Raw genomic sequence first — 16,049 nt, forward strand, 5'->3', positions numbered from 1 at the left:
ACCCCAACAAACGGATATGTCCATCGCCATTCGAGCCACATTCCGGTGCTCACTCGCTAGCAGGCCCCGGTGCGTAGCTCCCGGAATTCCGTGAACAACCTTTTTTTTGCCCACAGCAAGCCAAATTAGCCGACTTACTTGCACAAAAGCCGACAAGCCACCCCTTGCCACTGCCCCATCGCCCAGCACCTTCGGGCATAATGCGCGCTATATTTTTTTATACCGGAGCTTTCATCTTTTCCCGCTCCGTTTTTTTCACCCCTCGCGCGCAGGGTTTTACTACATGATCAAATCTTTACGCCCTCTTCTGCTCGCCGGCCTGCTTTTGCCTATTGCGCTTCCCTCTCAGGCTGCGGCCGTAAACACCACGCTGCCCGCCAAAGTGCAGCAAGCGCTGAAAACCAACAAATTGCAGGACACGGCCCTGTCGCTGGTTATGATCCCGCTCAACGGCCCTGGTACACCCACCATGTTCAACGCCGATGTGTCGGTCAACCCAGCTTCAACCATGAAACTGGTCACCACCTATGCCGCCCTGGAACTGCTGGGCCCTACGCACCAATGGAAAACCGAGTTCTACAGTGACGGCCCCCTGCGCAACGGTGTCTTGCAGGGCAATCTCTACCTCAAAGGTGGCGGTGACCCGAAACTGAACATGGAAAAACTCTGGCTGCTGATGCGCGACCTGCGCGCCAATGGTGTACAGACCATCAGCGGCGATCTGGTGCTCGACCGCAGCCATTTCGTCCAGCCGGTGCTTCCCCAGTTCAATGACGACGGTGGCGACGAAAACAAACCGTTCCTGGTCAAGCCTGATTCGTTGCTGATCAACCTCAAGGCCCTGCGTTTTGTGGCCCGCAATGACGGCGGCAAAGTGCTGGTGTCGGTTGAGCCACCCATCGCCAACATCCGCATCGACAATCAGATCAAGGCAGTCAACAGCAAGCAATGCTCCGGCAATGTCCGCTACAACCCGGTGACTCAGGCTGACGGCGTCACTGTCGTGGTCAGTGGCCAGTTGGGTGATGGTTGCAACTCGCAAACCTACTTGTCGCTGCTCGACCACCCTACCTACGCGGCAGGTGCAGTGCGCGCCATCTGGAGTGAGCTGGGTGGCACCATCCAAGGCCGCGACCGCATCGACAATGTACCCAAGAGCGCACGCTTGCTGGCCCGCGCCTTCTCGCCAGACTTGGTCGAGATCATCCGCGACATCAACAAATACAGTAACAACACCATGGCTCAACAGCTGTTCCTGAGCCTGGGCGCACAGTTTCGTACCGATGCCGACGGCGACGACGCCCGTGCAGCGCAGCGTGTGGTACGCCAGTGGCTGGCGAAAAAAGGCATCACGGCGCCGCACCTGATCATGGAAAATGGCTCGGGCTTGTCTCGTGCTGAGCGCGTCAGCACCCGGGAAATGGCTGCCCTGCTGCAAGCGGCATGGAAAAGCCCTTATGCCGCCGAGTTCATCAGCTCCATGCCACTGGTAGGCATGGATGGCACCATGCGCAAGCGTCTCAAGCGCACGGCCATGACCGGCGAAGCCCATATCAAGACCGGCACCCTGAACACCGTACGTGCGATTGCAGGCTTCAGCCGCGACAGCAACGGCAATACCTGGGCAGTGGCAGCGATCCTCAACGATCCAAAGCCCTGGGGTGCCTCTGCGGTACTCGATCAGGTCCTGCTGGACCTGTATCGCCAGCCAAAGCTGGTCAACAGCACTGCCGCTGTAGCGCCCTGACAGCCTAGGGCAGTTCTGCTTCGACGCGATCGCGGCCAGCCAGTTTGGCCGCGTACACGCCAGAGTCGGCGCGCAGCAGCAAGGCATCGGCGCCCTCCCCCGGGCGCCAGCCGGCAATGCCGAAACTGGCAGTGACCTGCCCGACGCCCTCTACCGCTACGCTACGTACACCCTGCCATAGTTCCATGGCCAGTGAGTACGCCTGGTCGGCACTACTGCCTGGGCATAGCACCATGAATTCTTCGCCGCCCAAACGGCAGAACACATCAGTGCGGCGCAGGCGCTGACTGATGCGCTGGCACAGACTGCGCAACACGTGGTCACCCACGGCATGGCCGAACTGGTCGTTGATCCGCTTGAAATGGTCGATGTCCAACATGATGATCGCCAGCTCCTGCTGATCGCGCTGGGCGCGCTCCAACTCCGACTTCAATCGTTCCTGAAAATAGCGACGGTTGTGGATACCTGTCAGTGAGTCAGTCACCGACAAGGCCCGCAGCTCTTCCTCGACACGCTTCAAATCGGAGATATCGGTCAAATAGCCGTGCCAGAGCGTGCTGCCATCAGCCTCCGGCTCGGGCGTTGCCTCGCCCCTGACCCAGCGCTGGCCGGCGATTGGCAACAACACTCGATACTCTTCTCGCCAAGGGGTCAATTGCTCTGCAGAACTGCGGATCGAAGTACGCACCCGTAACAGGTCGTCCGGATGAATGCGCTCGAACACCGCGGTAGCATCCTGACGCAGCAACGCCGGATCGATCTCGTAGATATCCCGCAAGCCTTCGCTGGCATAACTGAAGCAAGAGCTGCCATCGGCACGCAGACGAAACTGATAGATGCCCCCCGGCACTTCGGCACTGAGCTTGTCCAGCAAACGATCGCGCTCTGCCAAGGCTTCGTGCACGCGCTTGCGCTCAGTAACATCGATGCAGATTGCCAGGTGGCCAACCCACAACCCCTGCTCATCGAGCACTGCTGTTACCAGCATATTGGCCAGCAATTGGCTGCCGTCCTTGCGCACCAGCGTCCACTCTCCGGCTTCGCGACCATTTTCCGGAACGGTTTGCGCGAACATGGCCTGGGCGGGTGTGATCTCGCGCCCGTAGCGCTGGCTTAGATCCCGCGCCCGCTGCTGCAGCTCCTGAGGCGACACCAGTCCTTCAAGGGACAGATTGCCGACCGCTTCGCTGCTGCTGTAACCGAGCATGCGCTCGGCACCGGCATTGAAGGTCGTGACAACGCCACGCAAGTTGGTGGCAATGATCGCAACCTGCGTCGCGGCGTTGAGCACACTGCTCAGCTGGTTATGGGTGTCACGCAAAGATTGCTCACTCACGCGCAGTTCATCGGTGCGCTGCTCCACCAGAGTCAGGGCACGTTGGCGCTGGCTGAACAGACTGAACAGCAAGGCACTGAGCATCAAGCTGAGCAGCCCGCCAAGAAACACCACAGCGGTGACTGCCGAAGACCGGTTGGCCTGCATGAAGGCCAGGCTGGGGCGGATATCAAGTTGGTAGTCGTGATCGGCCAGGTGCAACAGATAGCTGGCCGCAAGCGACGATGAAGTGCCCGGGTTATCGGACTGGAACAGCACCTCTTGGCGGCCATCCGGCCCCGTGAGATCGCGAATCCGTACCACCAGATTGTCCTGGGCCGCGTTCGGCAGCCCCTCGGCCATCAGCTGACGCATACTGATCACCGCCATGACATAGCCCTTGGGCAACGGACCAGGGTCGACTGGCGCGAACACCGGCGTCACCATCAGCACCCCACGCGCATAGTCGGGCTCTACGTCGGTAAGGTTCAACGGCGCCGATACAGCCAGGGAGCCAGGCTTGGAGGCGCGCTGCAGCGTATCCTCTCGCAAGGCCTGCGACAGCAGGTCCAGGCCGAAGGGCTGGCGCGCAGGGCCTAAGGCCTGGGTAAACAGCACCGGGTAGTACAGTGGGCGCTGAGGCGATACTTGCAACTCACCCTCGTCGGTCAGTTGCTGAATTGAATACGGACGACCTAGCGTCTCGCTTGCCCGTCGTTCGAATTCATCACGAGCCGCCCCCGGTACGCGTGGCGCCCAGGAATAGGCCTGGGTGCGATGCAACAAGGGGCGTGCATAGCCATTGAATTCGTCGACGGTAATTTCGGTGGCATAGACAAAGAATCGGCGCAGGCCATCAAGGCGCTGCACCTGATCCTCGAAGCGCTCTTCGATACGACTGTAGCGCTCGCTGGCCAGCAATTGGAAGCGTTGCCGCAGCTGCTGCTGGTACAACTCGTAAGTTGCCAGCGCCAGCAAAGCGGTCAACAGACCGCCAGCCACCAATGCCACAAGGGCAACGAGCCAGGCGGATACTTCTTCGCTGACAAAGCCGAGCATCTTTGGACGAACGCCATGCATCGACATAGTAGATAACACTCATAACGCCAGCATGCAGCGTTTCCCAGGCCCTACCTCAGTTATAGCCATTCGCCACTAATGAAGCAATCCGGGGCCTGGGAGAAGTTTGCACTTAACGCGCTTGAATGCGCCACGCACGGTGAATCTTGCTGTTGCGCGCAAAATCCGGATCCAGCGTCTGCGCGGTGATTTCTTCTACGACATAGCGTTCGCCCAGATGTTCATCGAGCTGGAACTTGCGGAAGTTATTGGAGAAATACAACACGCCAGCAGGTGCCAGCCTGGCCACTGCCAGGTCGAGCAACTCGACATGGTCACGCTGGATATCGAACACACCTTCCATGCGCTTGGAGTTGGAGAACGTCGGTGGGTCGATGAAGATAAGGTCGTATTCGTCACGGCAGGCTTGCAGCCAGGCCATCACATCACCTTGTTCCAGGCGGTTCTTGTCAGAGAAACCATTGAGCGACAGGTTGCGCCGTGCCCAATCCAGATAGGTACGCGACAGGTCGACGCTGGTAGTGCTGCGGGCACCGCCCTTGGCCGCGTGTACAGTTGCGGTTGCGGTGTAGCAGAACAGGTTGAGGAAGCGTTTGCCTGCCGCTTCACGCTGGATACGCATGCGCATCGGACGATGATCGAGGAACAAGCCGGTATCCAGGTAATCCGTCAGGTTGACCAGCAACTTGACGCCACCTTCGTTGACCTCCAGGAACTGGCCCTGGGTGCTCTGGCGCTCGTACTGACGCGTGCCACTCTGCCGCTCGCGACGCTTGACCACCACTCGGCTCTGGTCGATGCCCAACGCCAGGGGAATTGCCGCCAGTGCATCGAACAGTCGGGCCTGGGCCTTCTCCGGGTCGATTGAACGAGGGGCAGCATACTCCTGAACGTGGACCCAGTCCTGGTACAGGTCGATAGCCAGCGCGTATTCAGGCATGTCGGCATCATACAAGCGGTAGCAACTGATTTGCTCGCGCTTGGCCCACTTGCCCAGTTGCTTGAGGTTTTTCTGCAGGCGGTTGGCAAACATTTGCCCGCCTTCGCTCAGGCGTGCCGGCTCGCTGGCAACTGCCGCAGGTGAACGCGCACCCTCATTACCCTGGGCATCGCGCTCAGGTTGACGGCGCTCACCAGTGACGAACTGATCAGGCTGGACCTTGATCAAGAGCAATTTACACGGCAGCGCACCGTTCCAGAACGCGTACTGTTTATGACTGCGAATACCCATGCGTTTGCCCAGGTCCGGGGCACCGGTAAACACCGCGGCCTCCCAGTTCAAGCAGGACTGACGCAGACGCTCACCCAGGTTCTGGTAGAGGTACAGCAGGCTCGCTTCATCGCCCAAGCGCTCACCGTAGGGCGGGTTGCAAATGACCAGGCCCTTTTGGTTCTGGTCTGGACGCGGCTCGAAACTGCCCACTTCGCCCTGATAGATCTTCACCCAGTCGCTAAGCCCGGCGCGCTCAACGTTGTTGCGACCCGGCTGAATCAAGCGCGGATCGGCCTCGTAGCCACGAATCCACAATGGCGGACGCGCAAGGCCGGCCTGGGCGCGCGCCTGCGCTTCGTCATGCAACTTGCGCCACAGCGCAGGCACATGGCCAAGCCAGGCACTGAAGCCCCAGCGTTCACGCTTGAGGTTGGGGGCGATATCGGCAGCGATCATCGCGGCTTCGACCAGGAACGTACCGACACCACACATCGGGTCGGCCAGCGCCCCGCCTTCAGCGGCAATACGCGGCCAGCCAGCACGAATCAACACAGCAGCCGCCAGGTTTTCCTTCAGCGGCGCAGCGCCCTGCTGCAGGCGATAGCCACGCTGGTGCAGGCTGTGACCGGACAAGTCCAGGGACAAGATCGCCTCGCCACGGTCCAGTCGCAGGTGTACGCGCAGGTCCGGGTTGAGCTTGTCGACCGACGGACGCTCGCCATCGCGGGTACGCAACTTGTCGACAATCGCGTCCTTGACCTTCAGCGCGCCGAAATGAGTGTTGTCTATGCCCGAGCCATGGCCACTGAACTCCACCGCCAGCGAACCATTGGCCTCCAGGTGATCCTGCCATTCGACGTCGTGCACACCATCGTACAGATCGTCGGCATTCTTCATGTTGAAGCGCTTGAGCACCAGCAGCACACGGTTGCCCAGGCGCGACCAAAGGCACAACCGGTAGGCGGTTTCCATGTCGGCCGAGCCGCGAATGGCCGAGGTGTGTTCGCGCACCTCTTCAAGGCCCAGACCGCGAGCTTCTTCGGCAAGCAGTCCTTCAAGACCTTTAGGGCAGGTTAGGTAGAGTTCGAAACGGTCCGACATGAGGTTTCCAGTGCTTTGAGCAATGAGTGGAGGGCAAGCGCATCGCCCTTCCGATGTTTAATCAAACGCCTTTCCAGCGAGCGTTCAAATGGCACCGCAACGTGTGCCGGGCCGCCCGAGCAATCATGCTTTTGCCAAAGCAGAAAGCCTTTGAGTGCCGGGCAGAATGAAAAATTCACGACTGTCAGGGTGAAATATGACCCTTCGTCGTATTGACTGCCTTGTTACAAATTATCACGCAGCCATGGCCAAGTGACTTCAATTCTTATCAAACCCTGATCATAGCGGGCTTTACGTTGAATCCCGCTTTGATGCATTTATTTACTTATCCTTTCACCCTATGAAAGGTTACGTCCTTATGACAAAACGATCATTCACACTGTGTCGCGCATTGGTTAGAACTCATCTCAGGTTGTCACCGCAACGGGGCAACACCTTCGCTCGCGACGCCGGCAGCGAGCGCAAAACCGGCAGAACGATTCTGCCCGGCCTCCTAGAGGCCGACGCGACATTACAGTCAACAAGTGAGGGCAACACCCTATGAGAAGACTTAAGCGTGATCCGTTGGAAAGAGCATTTTCACGTGGCTACCAATATGGGGTCACCGGCAAATCCCGCGAGCTTTGCCCCTTTACTCTACCGTCTGTACGCCAGGCATGGATCAATGGCTGGCGCGAAGGACGCGGCGACAATTGGGACGGTATGACCGGCACTGCGGGTATTCATAGACTCAACGAACTTCACGCCGTTGGCTAAACGAGGAACTGAATTCATTCACCATGCGCGCCCCATCCGGGCGGCGGGCTGAGGCCCAGGGGCCCCTTCATGGGGCCCTTTTTATGCCTGCGACCTAGCGCGGCAAGGCAGCGATTGCATCCACCGCTTCGCGAATCAATGCCGGTCCCTTGTAGATAAACCCTGAATAGATTTGTACCAGGCTGGCACCGGCAGCGATTTTCTGCGCCGCGTGCTTGCCCTCGGTAATCCCGCCCGCCGCGATGATCGGTAGCTTGCCACCCAGTTCAGCAGAAAGCACTTTGACGATATGCGTGCTCTTTTCCAGCACCGGCGCACCCGACAGGCCACCCGCCTCGTCACCGTAAGGAAGGCCTTCGACACCCTCGCGACCGAGCGTGGTGTTGGTGGCGATTACCGCATCCATTCCCGACTCGAGCAGTGCTGCTGCCACCTGTGCGGTCTCTTCGTCGCTCATGTCTGGCGCAATCTTGATTGCCAGCGGCACACGCTTGCCACGTTCACCGGCCAGTTGCTCACGGCGCTGGGCCAGCGCCTCTAGCAACTGCTTGAGCGAATCGCCGAACTGCAGGCTGCGCAATCCCGGTGTGTTCGGTGAACTGACGTTGACGGTGATGTAACTGGCGTGATCGTAGACCTTGTCCAAGCAGATCAGGTAGTCGTCCACCGCGCGCTCGACGGGGGTATCGAAGTTCTTGCCGATGTTGATACCCAACACACCGCGATACTTCGCAGCTTGCACGCGATTGAGCAAATGGTCGACGCCAAGGTTATTGAACCCCATGCGATTGATGATCGCCTCGGCTTGCGGCAAGCGAAACAGTCGTGGCTTGGGGTTGCCGGGCTGGGGACGGGGAGTGACGGTGCCGATCTCGACAAAACCGAAACCCAGCTGGGCAAAACCATCGATGGCCGCACCGTTCTTGTCCAGGCCTGCTGCCAACCCCACCGGGTTGGCGAACTCCAGTCCCATGACGGTAACCGGCAATGAAGCCGGGGCTTTGGTCAGCAGCCCGTTCAGGCCCAGGCGGCCACCGGCGCCGATCAGGTCCAGGGACAGGTCATGGGAAGTCTCCGGAGAGAGCTTGAACAACAGCTGGCGGGCCAGGGTATACATGGGCGGGCTTAGCTCGACGTGAGTGAGGGGGCGATTATATAGGTGGCGTCGCCCGGGGGACAGCGCAGCCTTGGCATATGCGTTGCTTTATTGACCTTACGCACCGGCCACGAAAGCGGCACGGCCTGACCTTCGATACAGGCGTGACACTGTGAATAACGAAATCCCCACAACTTCTCTGGCCTGGGTCAATGGCAGCGATGCGCCGGAAAAGCACAGCCTTAACATCGGTTTCATGGCCCTGAGCGACTGCGCATCAGTGGTGGTTGCGGCGACCCAAGGCTTCGCCCAACCTTATGGCCTGAGCCTGAACCTCAAGCGCCAAAGCTCCTGGGCCGGATTACGCGACAAGTTGGTCAGCGGTGAACTGGATGCAGCCCACAGCCTTTATGGGCTGATCTACGCCGTTCACCTGGGCATCGGCGGTACCAGCGCTACGGACATGGCGGTGCTGATGGGACTGAATCAGAACGCCCAGGGCATCAATCTGTCGGCAGAGCTGCAGCGCCAGGGCGTGACCCGTCCAGAGGCGCTGGAGCGTTTTGTGCACCAAAGCAGAACAAAACTTACCTTTGCCCAGACATTTCCCACTGGCACTCACGCCATGTGGCTGTATTACTGGCTCGCCAGCCAGGGTATCCACCCTTTGTCTGACGTCAACAGTGTGGTGGTACCACCGGCACAGATGCTTGCTCACCTGCGCGCCGGGCGCATCGACGGTTTTTGTGTCGGCGAACCGTGGTCAGCAGACGCCGTTGAGCAAGGCCAGGGCTTCACCTTGGCTACCAGCCAATCGATCTGGCCGAATCACCCGGAGAAAGTGCTGGGCTGCACGCGCGCGTTCGTCGAGCGGCACCCCAACACTGCCAGGGCGCTGATCAAGTCAATTCTGGCCGCCAGCCGTTTCATCGAGCAGAGTCCGCAGAATCGCCGCAGCGCAGCGCAATTGCTCAGCGATGCGGCCTACTTGAACACGCCTGTACAGGCCATCGAGCCACGCATGCTCGGTAACTATCACGACGGCCTCGGCAATCGCTGGCATGATCCCCATGCCTTGCGCCTGTACGATCAGGGCCGAGCCAACTTGCCGTACTTGTCCGACGGCATGTGGTTCATGACTCAGTTCCGTCGCTGGGGACTGTTGCGCGAAGACCCCGATTACCTTGCCGTAGCTGGCCAAGTGCAACAGTTGGCGCTGTACCGCGATGCGGCCACCGCCATTGGCGTGCCTTGCAGTGAACAGAATATGCGTCGCAGCCAGTTCAACGACGGTACCTATTGGGATGGCAGCGACCCGGCAGGCTATGCCCGCAGCTTTTCTCTTCACGCGCTGGCTGAAAAGCCTGACGCCCTCGCCCATCGCTGACAAGGGGACGCCACTATGCTGCGAATCCTATTGATCGACGATACAGCGAAAAAAGTTGGACGCTTGAAGACTGCCTTGGTTGAAGCAGGTTTCGAGGTCATTGAAGAGTCCGGCCTGACCATCGATTTGCCAGCACGCGTCGAAACGGTGCGACCCGATGTCGTGCTGATCGATACTGAATCACCGGGGCGTGACGTCATGGAGCAAGTGATCATAGTCAGCAGGGACCTTCCCCGGCCTATCGTCCTGTTCACCGACGAGCATGACCCAAATGTGATGCGCCAGGCGATCCAGGCGGGCGTCAGCGCCTATATCGTCGAAGGTATTCATGCGTCCCGCCTGCAGCCGATCCTGGATGTCGCGATGGCTCGATTCGAGAGCGACCAGGCGCTCAAAGCGCAGTTACAGGCACGTGACCAGCAGTTGGCCGAGCGCAAACGCATCGAATTGGCCAAGGGTTTGTTAATGAAGATGAAGGACTGCAACGAAGAGCAGGCCTACACCCTGATGCGCCGCCAGGCCATGAGCAAGCAGCAGAAGTTGATTCAGGTCGCTGAACAAATTATCGCAATGAGCGATTTGCTTGGCTGAGCCCTGGGCTGGGTCGGGCTAGCCCCCCACCGACCACAGCACGCAACACGCAACACGCAACACGCAACACGCTGGCCCAGTTTTTGCTGAATCAAACACAAAGGTAGCCAACGGCGGTTGCCCCTCCACGACAAAGACGTCGCATCCCCCTCGCAGTAGCGGGTCGGGAGGCGACGTCTTTTTCGTTTCTGCCCGCTGAGGGCGCGACCTGCAGTGCAACGTTCAACGAGGTGTTCGATGAATACAAGTTTCTGGAAGTCCGGGCATATCCCCACACTGTTCGCCGCCTTTTTATACTTCGACCTCAGCTTCATGGTCTGGTACCTGCTCGGCCCCATGGCAGTGCAAATAGCCACCGATCTGCAATTGACCACACAGCAGCGCGGCCTGATGGTCGCCACCCCGATCCTGGCAGGTGCGATCCTGCGCTTTGTCATGGGCATCCTGGTCGATCGACTGTCGCCAAAGACCGCTGGCCTGATTGGCCAGGTCATCGTCATCGTCGCCCTGTTCTGCGCCTGGAAGCTGGGGATCGATAGCTACGAACAGGCTTTGTTGCTCGGCGTATTTCTTGGCGTCGCTGGCGCCTCCTTCGCGGTCTCCCTGCCGCTGGCTTCGCAATGGTACCCAGCCCAACACCAAGGCAAAGCCATGGGTATTGCCGGTGCTGGCAACTCCGGCACGGTGTTCGCGGCCCTGTTGGCGCCAGTGCTGGCAGCCAGCTTCGGCTGGAATAACGTCTTCGGCTTTGCCGTGATTCCGCTGGTCATGACCCTGGTGCTGTTTGCGCTGCTGGCACGCAACGCCCCACAACGGCCCAAGCCTAAAGCCATGAACGATTACCTAAAAGCCCTAGGTGACCGTGACAGTTGGTGGTTCATGTTTTTCTACAGTGTCACCTTTGGCGGTTTCATCGGCCTGGCCAGCGCACTGCCTGGATACTTCAACGACCAATATGGCCTGAGCCCAGTCACTGCCGGCTATTACACCGCTGCCTGTGTATTTGCCGGCAGCCTCATGCGTCCATTGGGCGGCGCCCTGGCCGATCGCTTTGGCGGCATCCGCACCCTGCTGGCGATGTACTCCGTGGCAGCTGTGTGCATCGCCGCAGTAGGCTTCAACCTGCCCAGCTCGGTCGCAGCACTGGCGTTGTTCGTCAGCGCCATGCTCGGTCTTGGCGCGGGCAATGGCGCGGTGTTCCAACTGGTACCTCAACGTTTTCGTCAGGAAATAGGGGTAATGACCGGCCTGATCGGCATGGCCGGCGGTATTGGCGGCTTCGTGCTGGCTGCCGGCCTGGGTGCGATCAAACAGCACAGCGGCGACTACCAGCTGGGGCTCTGGCTGTTCGCCAGCCTCGGGGTACTGGCCTGGTTCGGCCTGCATGGTGTCAAGCAACGCTGGCGTACCACCTGGGGCTCGGCCGCAGTCACTGCGGCACGGGTCTGAGCCGTTGCCATGAGCCTGCAATTGAGCTTCGCCCAAGCCAGCGCTACCGGACCTCGGGATGAGAACCAGGATGCCCTGCGCCTGGTAACACCGAATCCGGAGCTGGCAGCCAGCAAAGGGTATCTGTTTGCCCTGGCCGACGGTGTCAGCCAATGTGCCGATGGTGGCTTGGCAGCGCGCGCAAGCCTGCAGGCACTGGCCCTGGATTATTACGCCACGCCACCGACCTGGGGTGTCGCCCAGGCGCTAGATCGCCTGCTGCTGGCGCAGAATCGCTGGCTGCGGGCCAATGGCGCTGGCCAGCCGTTGCTGACCACCCTCAGCGCCCTGGTGCTCAGGGGTCGAAGGTTCACCCTGGCCCATGTCGGCGACTGCCGGATCTATCGCTGGGCTGCCGGCCAGTTGCACCGCATCAGCGAGGATCACGTCTGGGATCAACCGGGTATGCAGCATGTACTCAAACGTGCAATGGGCCTCGATCAGCACTTGCAGGTCGACTACCTGGAGGGCGAGCTGCAGGCGGGTGAGTGCTTCGTTCTGCTCAGCGACGGCGTGTGGGCCAGCCTCAGCGAGTCACAGATCAGGGCCGTGTTGCGCGAACAGCTCGATCTGCAAGACGCCGCCCAGACCCTGGTCACCTCGGCGCACCTCAGCGGCAGCCAGGACAACGCCAGCGCGTTGCTGGTGCGCGTCGACCAATTGGGCGCGGTCACGCTCGGCGATTCGTTGGCGCAGTTGCAACAATGGCCGTTACCAACGGCTTTGCGCAGCGGCCAATCGATCGATGGCTGGACGATCGAGCAAGTGCTCGGTGAAAGCCGTCAGTCCCTGCTGTACCGGGTGCGCGACAAGCAGCAAGAAGCGTGGCTATTGAAAACCTTGCCTGCGCATCGCAAGGACGAACCCGGTGCCTTGCAAAGCCTGCTGCTTGAGGAATGGTTTCTACGCCGGGTGGCCGGGCGTTACGTCCCTGAAGTACACCCTGCCAGCCAACGCCAGCACCTGTACTACCTGATGCGTGAATACCCTGGGCAAACCCTGGCTCAACTTTTCAATCAGGCAGGCCCCCTGCCCCTTGCCCAATGGCAAACATTGGCCCAGCAACTGCTCCAGGCAGTGGGCCTGCTGCACCGACGCAACATCCTGCACAGAGATATCAAGCCGGAGAACCTGCATATCGGCGACGACGGTCAACTGCGCTTGCTGGATTTTGGCCTGGCCTTCTGCCCTGGCCTTTCCGAAGACCGTGCCCACGAGCTGCCTGGCACCCCATCGTTTATCGCCCCGGAGGCCTTCGACGCCGAGCCACCCAATCCACAGCAAGACCTCTACAGCGTCGGCGTAACCCTGTTCTACCTGCTCACGGGTCACTACCCCTATGGAGAAATCGAAGCATTCCAACGCCCGCGCTTTGCTCAGCCAACCAGTGCTGCCCGCTATCGCCCAGATTTGCCCGAATGGCTGGAGCACAACTTGAATCAAGCGCTGGCAGCCGACCCGCAACAACGTTTCGAGACTGCCGAGCAGTGGTTGTTGCTGCTCGAACAAGGCGAACGCCAACACTTGAGCGTACGCCCACGACCGCTGCTTGAGCGCGAACCACTGAAGGTCTGGCGCGGCCTGGCCCTGTTTTCGCTGCTGCTCAACCTGATATTGCTGATCTGCCTGCTAAAAGGCTGAAAGCGCCCCTTGCCGATGAGGAAACCCTGATGGAAGCAAAAGTCTGGCTGATTGGTGCGGGCCCTGGTGACCCGGAGCTGTTAACCCTGAAGGCGGTTCGCGCCTTGAGCGAAGCCGACGTGGTACTGATTGACGACCTGGTCAATCCGTTGATCCTCGAACATTGCCCCAAGGCGCGGGTCATTGCCGTTGGCAAACGCGGCGGTTGTCGCTCCACCCCTCAGGATTTCATTCAACGCCTGATGCTGCGATACGCACGCCAGGGTCGCTGCGTGGCGCGGCTCAAGGGCGGTGATCCTTGCATCTTTGGCCGTGGCGGTGAGGAGGCGGCCTGGTTACATGCCCACGGCATCGAAGCTGAACTGATCAATGGCATTACAGCCGGCCTTGCTGGAGCAACCCAGTGCGGAATTTCCCTGACCCTGCGCGGTGTGAGCCGTGGTGTAACCCTGGTGACTGCGCACACTCAAGATGACAGTCCGCTTAATTGGAAGGCACTGGCTCAGGGCGGCACCACCCTGGTGGTGTACATGGGCGTCAGCAAGCTCGAGGAGGTCCGCCAGGGCCTGTTGGCCGGCGGTCTTGCAGGCGAGACAGCCGTTGCAATGATCGAGAACGCATCGCTGCCGCAGCAACGCGAGCAACGCAGCACGCTCATGCAACTGTGCGAAGACGCCGCACAGTTCAAACTGCGCAGCCCGGCCATCCTGGTTATCGGCGACGTAGCCGGCCAAGCCGCATCCAGCAGCGCGCTGTTACAGATTCCGGCCTGAATCGCAGGCAAAGAAAAGCCCGGCCTAGGCCGGGCTTTTCTGTGAAGCGCTTACCAATTACTTGGCTTGGGCTTCTACTTGTGCTTCTACGCGACGGTTAACAGCGCGACCAGCGTCGGTGGCGTTGTCAGCAACCGGACGGGTTTCACCGTAGCCAACCGACTCAACACGGCTCGATTCTACGCCGTATTCGTTGGTCAGAACCTGCTTAACGGCGTTAGCACGACGCTCAGACAGCTTCTGGTTGTAAGCGTCAGGACCGACGGAGTCAGTGTGACCTTCAACAGTGGTGGTGGTCTGTGGGTACTGCTTCATGAAGTCAGCCAGGTTTTTGATATCGCCGTAGCTGTTTTGCTTCACAACCGACTTGTCGAAGTCGAACTTGACGTCCAGCTCAACACGTACGACTTCGGCAACAGCCGGGCAGCCGTCAGCGTCAACGGTAACGTTGGCTGGGGTGTCAGGGCACTTGTCAACGTTGTCGCAAACGCCGTCGTTGTCGCTGTCGGAGCAGACTTCAGCAACTGGAGCAGGTGCTGGAGCAACTTTACCGCCGCTACCACCGAAGTTCAGACCCAGACCTACGGTCGGTGCCCACTCGGTGTTGCCGTTGTCGATGTTGTACTGAGCTTCAACGCCAGCACGGGCGAAGAACATATCAGTGATGTACCACTTGGCACCGGCGCCCAGGTTGGCGAAGGTAGAGTGGTCGCGACCGTTGTTGGTAGCCTGACCCAGGCTCTCGTGCGCGAAACCAGCGGAAACGTACGGACGCACTGCGTCACCTACGGTACCCAGGTGGTAGGTAGCGTCGAGCTTGGCCTTGGAACCTTTGATGTCTTTGTTGAAGACTTCACCACGAACGTTGTGAGTCTCGTTGTAGCCCAGGTCCAGGGACAGGTCGTCGGTCAGGAAGTAACCGAGACGAACACCAGGGTTGGTGCCGTCGTTTTTGAAATTGCGCTCGCTATCGTAGTACTGCTTGGTAACGTTACCTTCGATTTCAACCGCGCCTTGGCCTTGTGCCAGAGCGCCGAGCGAAGTGACGGCTACAAGAGAACCAATGGCCAAGCCCAAGGTGTTTTTCAATTTCATCCGTTAAATCCCCATCTGGTGATAGTTAAGCAGTCCCACCACAATCCGGGGGACAACTCGACGACAAGTCTAGCAGAACTTGCCGGTACGTTAGAGATATTTGCGCGCCACTAAGTTTCAGCAAGACCCGCAAATTTCTCACGTAGCTTGTCTAGCGCACGCTTGTACCGCATTTTCGTTGCGCTAAGGCCCATATGCATGATATCGGCGATCTCTTGAAATTCCAGCTCTGCGACAAATCGTAGCACCAGAATTTCACGGTCAATTGGATTCACATGCACTAGCCACTTATCTAACCCACCCTTCTCTTCGGGCTTTGGCGCTTTCTCTTCCGAGGCCTCCTCAAGTGGATCAAGACTCAAGGCATCCATCAGACGACGCTTGCGCCGCTCCTTTCGATACTGGGTGATGCATTCGTTATAGGTGATGCTGTAGAGCCATGTCTTGAACTTCGATTTACCCTCGAAGTTCTTCAGGCCATAGAGCACCTTGAGCATCACCTCCTGACAGACATCGTCAGCATCCCTATCGTTCCCCAAATAACGTGCACACACGTTAAAAAGAGTTCGCTGATAGCGCCGCATGAGTTCCTCATACGCGCGAGTAACATGGAAAAGCTCCTCATGCGAACGCGCCACCAACTCCTCATCAGTGAGCTCGCGGGGGTCGTAACGCATGGGCAGCGAGTGAACTTTATTCAAAACGAATCTGGCCGACAGTCAGGTCAATGTCGCCGCTTACCCCTGCCTGGGGTAATTTCGCGGCG

The 16,049-nt window shown here is 59.4% G+C and carries 12 protein-coding genes; 7 read left to right on the forward strand and 5 right to left on the reverse strand.

Annotated features, from left to right (window positions below):
• The first annotated feature begins 283 nt into the window (after window positions 1-283).
• Window positions 284-1,747 (forward strand): D-alanyl-D-alanine carboxypeptidase/D-alanyl-D-alanine endopeptidase, encoded by a 1,464-nt coding sequence (gene dacB, locus V0R60_RS24000; protein WP_330080821.1) that lies wholly within the window; start codon window positions 284-286, stop codon window positions 1,745-1,747.
• 4 nt (window positions 1,748-1,751) lie between these two features.
• On the opposite strand, the gene V0R60_RS24005 is transcribed toward dacB, so the two are convergent.
• On the reverse strand, window positions 1,752-4,148 hold the full coding sequence (locus V0R60_RS24005; RefSeq protein WP_136475267.1) for a sensor domain-containing diguanylate cyclase: 2,397 nt from the start codon (window positions 4,146-4,148) through the stop codon (window positions 1,752-1,754).
• Between the two features lie 106 nt (window positions 4,149-4,254).
• Window positions 4,255-6,456: a bifunctional 23S rRNA (guanine(2069)-N(7))-methyltransferase RlmK/23S rRNA (guanine(2445)-N(2))-methyltransferase RlmL gene (gene rlmKL, locus V0R60_RS24010; RefSeq protein WP_136475266.1), complete on the reverse strand. Its 2,202-nt coding sequence runs from the start codon at window positions 6,454-6,456 to the stop codon at window positions 4,255-4,257.
• A 540-nt stretch (window positions 6,457-6,996) separates the two neighbouring features.
• On the opposite strand from rlmKL, the gene rmf reads away from it, so the two are divergent.
• On the forward strand, window positions 6,997-7,212 hold the full coding sequence (gene rmf / locus V0R60_RS24015; RefSeq protein WP_010223328.1) for a ribosome modulation factor: 216 nt from the start codon (window positions 6,997-6,999) through the stop codon (window positions 7,210-7,212).
• Between the two features lie 94 nt (window positions 7,213-7,306).
• Here the strand turns inward: rmf and V0R60_RS24020 are convergent, their stop codons facing one another.
• Complete coding sequence (locus V0R60_RS24020; RefSeq protein ID WP_136475265.1) at window positions 7,307-8,329, reverse strand: quinone-dependent dihydroorotate dehydrogenase; 1,023 nt, start codon at window positions 8,327-8,329, stop codon at window positions 7,307-7,309.
• 151 nt (window positions 8,330-8,480) lie between these two features.
• Here V0R60_RS24020 and V0R60_RS24025 point away from each other — a divergent pair, with 151 nt between their 5' ends.
• The 5 genes from V0R60_RS24025 to cobA all read left to right on the forward strand — a co-directional run bounded on the left by V0R60_RS24025 (window position 8,481) and on the right by cobA (window position 14,188).
• The gene (locus tag V0R60_RS24025; RefSeq protein ID WP_330080822.1) at window positions 8,481-9,695 is read left to right on the forward strand and encodes a CmpA/NrtA family ABC transporter substrate-binding protein; all 1,215 of its coding nucleotides are present in this window, start codon (window positions 8,481-8,483) and stop codon (window positions 9,693-9,695) included.
• A gap of 15 nt (window positions 9,696-9,710) precedes the next feature.
• A complete protein-coding gene (locus tag V0R60_RS24030; protein ID WP_136475263.1) occupies window positions 9,711-10,286 on the forward strand; it encodes an ANTAR domain-containing response regulator in 576 nt (191 codons plus the stop codon).
• A 237-nt stretch (window positions 10,287-10,523) separates the two neighbouring features.
• Window positions 10,524-11,735, forward strand: coding sequence for a nitrate/nitrite transporter (locus V0R60_RS24035; RefSeq protein WP_136475262.1), 1,212 nt, complete (start codon window positions 10,524-10,526; stop codon window positions 11,733-11,735).
• 9 nt (window positions 11,736-11,744) lie between these two features.
• Window positions 11,745-13,415: a bifunctional protein-serine/threonine kinase/phosphatase gene (locus V0R60_RS24040; protein WP_330080823.1), complete on the forward strand. Its 1,671-nt coding sequence runs from the start codon at window positions 11,745-11,747 to the stop codon at window positions 13,413-13,415.
• A 29-nt stretch (window positions 13,416-13,444) separates the two neighbouring features.
• Window positions 13,445-14,188 carry a uroporphyrinogen-III C-methyltransferase gene (gene cobA / locus V0R60_RS24045; RefSeq protein WP_136475260.1) on the forward strand — a complete coding sequence of 248 codons (744 nt, stop codon included), beginning with the start codon at window positions 13,445-13,447 and terminating at the stop codon, window positions 14,186-14,188.
• A gap of 57 nt (window positions 14,189-14,245) precedes the next feature.
• Here cobA and V0R60_RS24050 read toward each other — a convergent pair whose 3' ends face one another.
• Both V0R60_RS24050 and sigX read right to left on the reverse strand, forming a co-directional pair.
• The gene (locus V0R60_RS24050) at window positions 14,246-15,283 is read right to left on the reverse strand and encodes an OmpA family protein (protein ID WP_136475259.1); all 1,038 of its coding nucleotides are present in this window, start codon (window positions 15,281-15,283) and stop codon (window positions 14,246-14,248) included.
• A 110-nt stretch (window positions 15,284-15,393) separates the two neighbouring features.
• Window positions 15,394-15,960 (reverse strand): RNA polymerase sigma factor SigX, encoded by a 567-nt coding sequence (sigX, locus tag V0R60_RS24055; RefSeq protein WP_036990388.1) that lies wholly within the window; start codon window positions 15,958-15,960, stop codon window positions 15,394-15,396.
• Window positions 15,961-16,049: the final 89 nt, after the last annotated feature.

The sequence above is a fragment of the Pseudomonas auratipiscis genome (genome assembly GCF_036324085.1).
Taxonomy (GTDB): Bacteria; Pseudomonadota; Gammaproteobacteria; order Pseudomonadales; family Pseudomonadaceae; genus Aquipseudomonas; species Aquipseudomonas auratipiscis.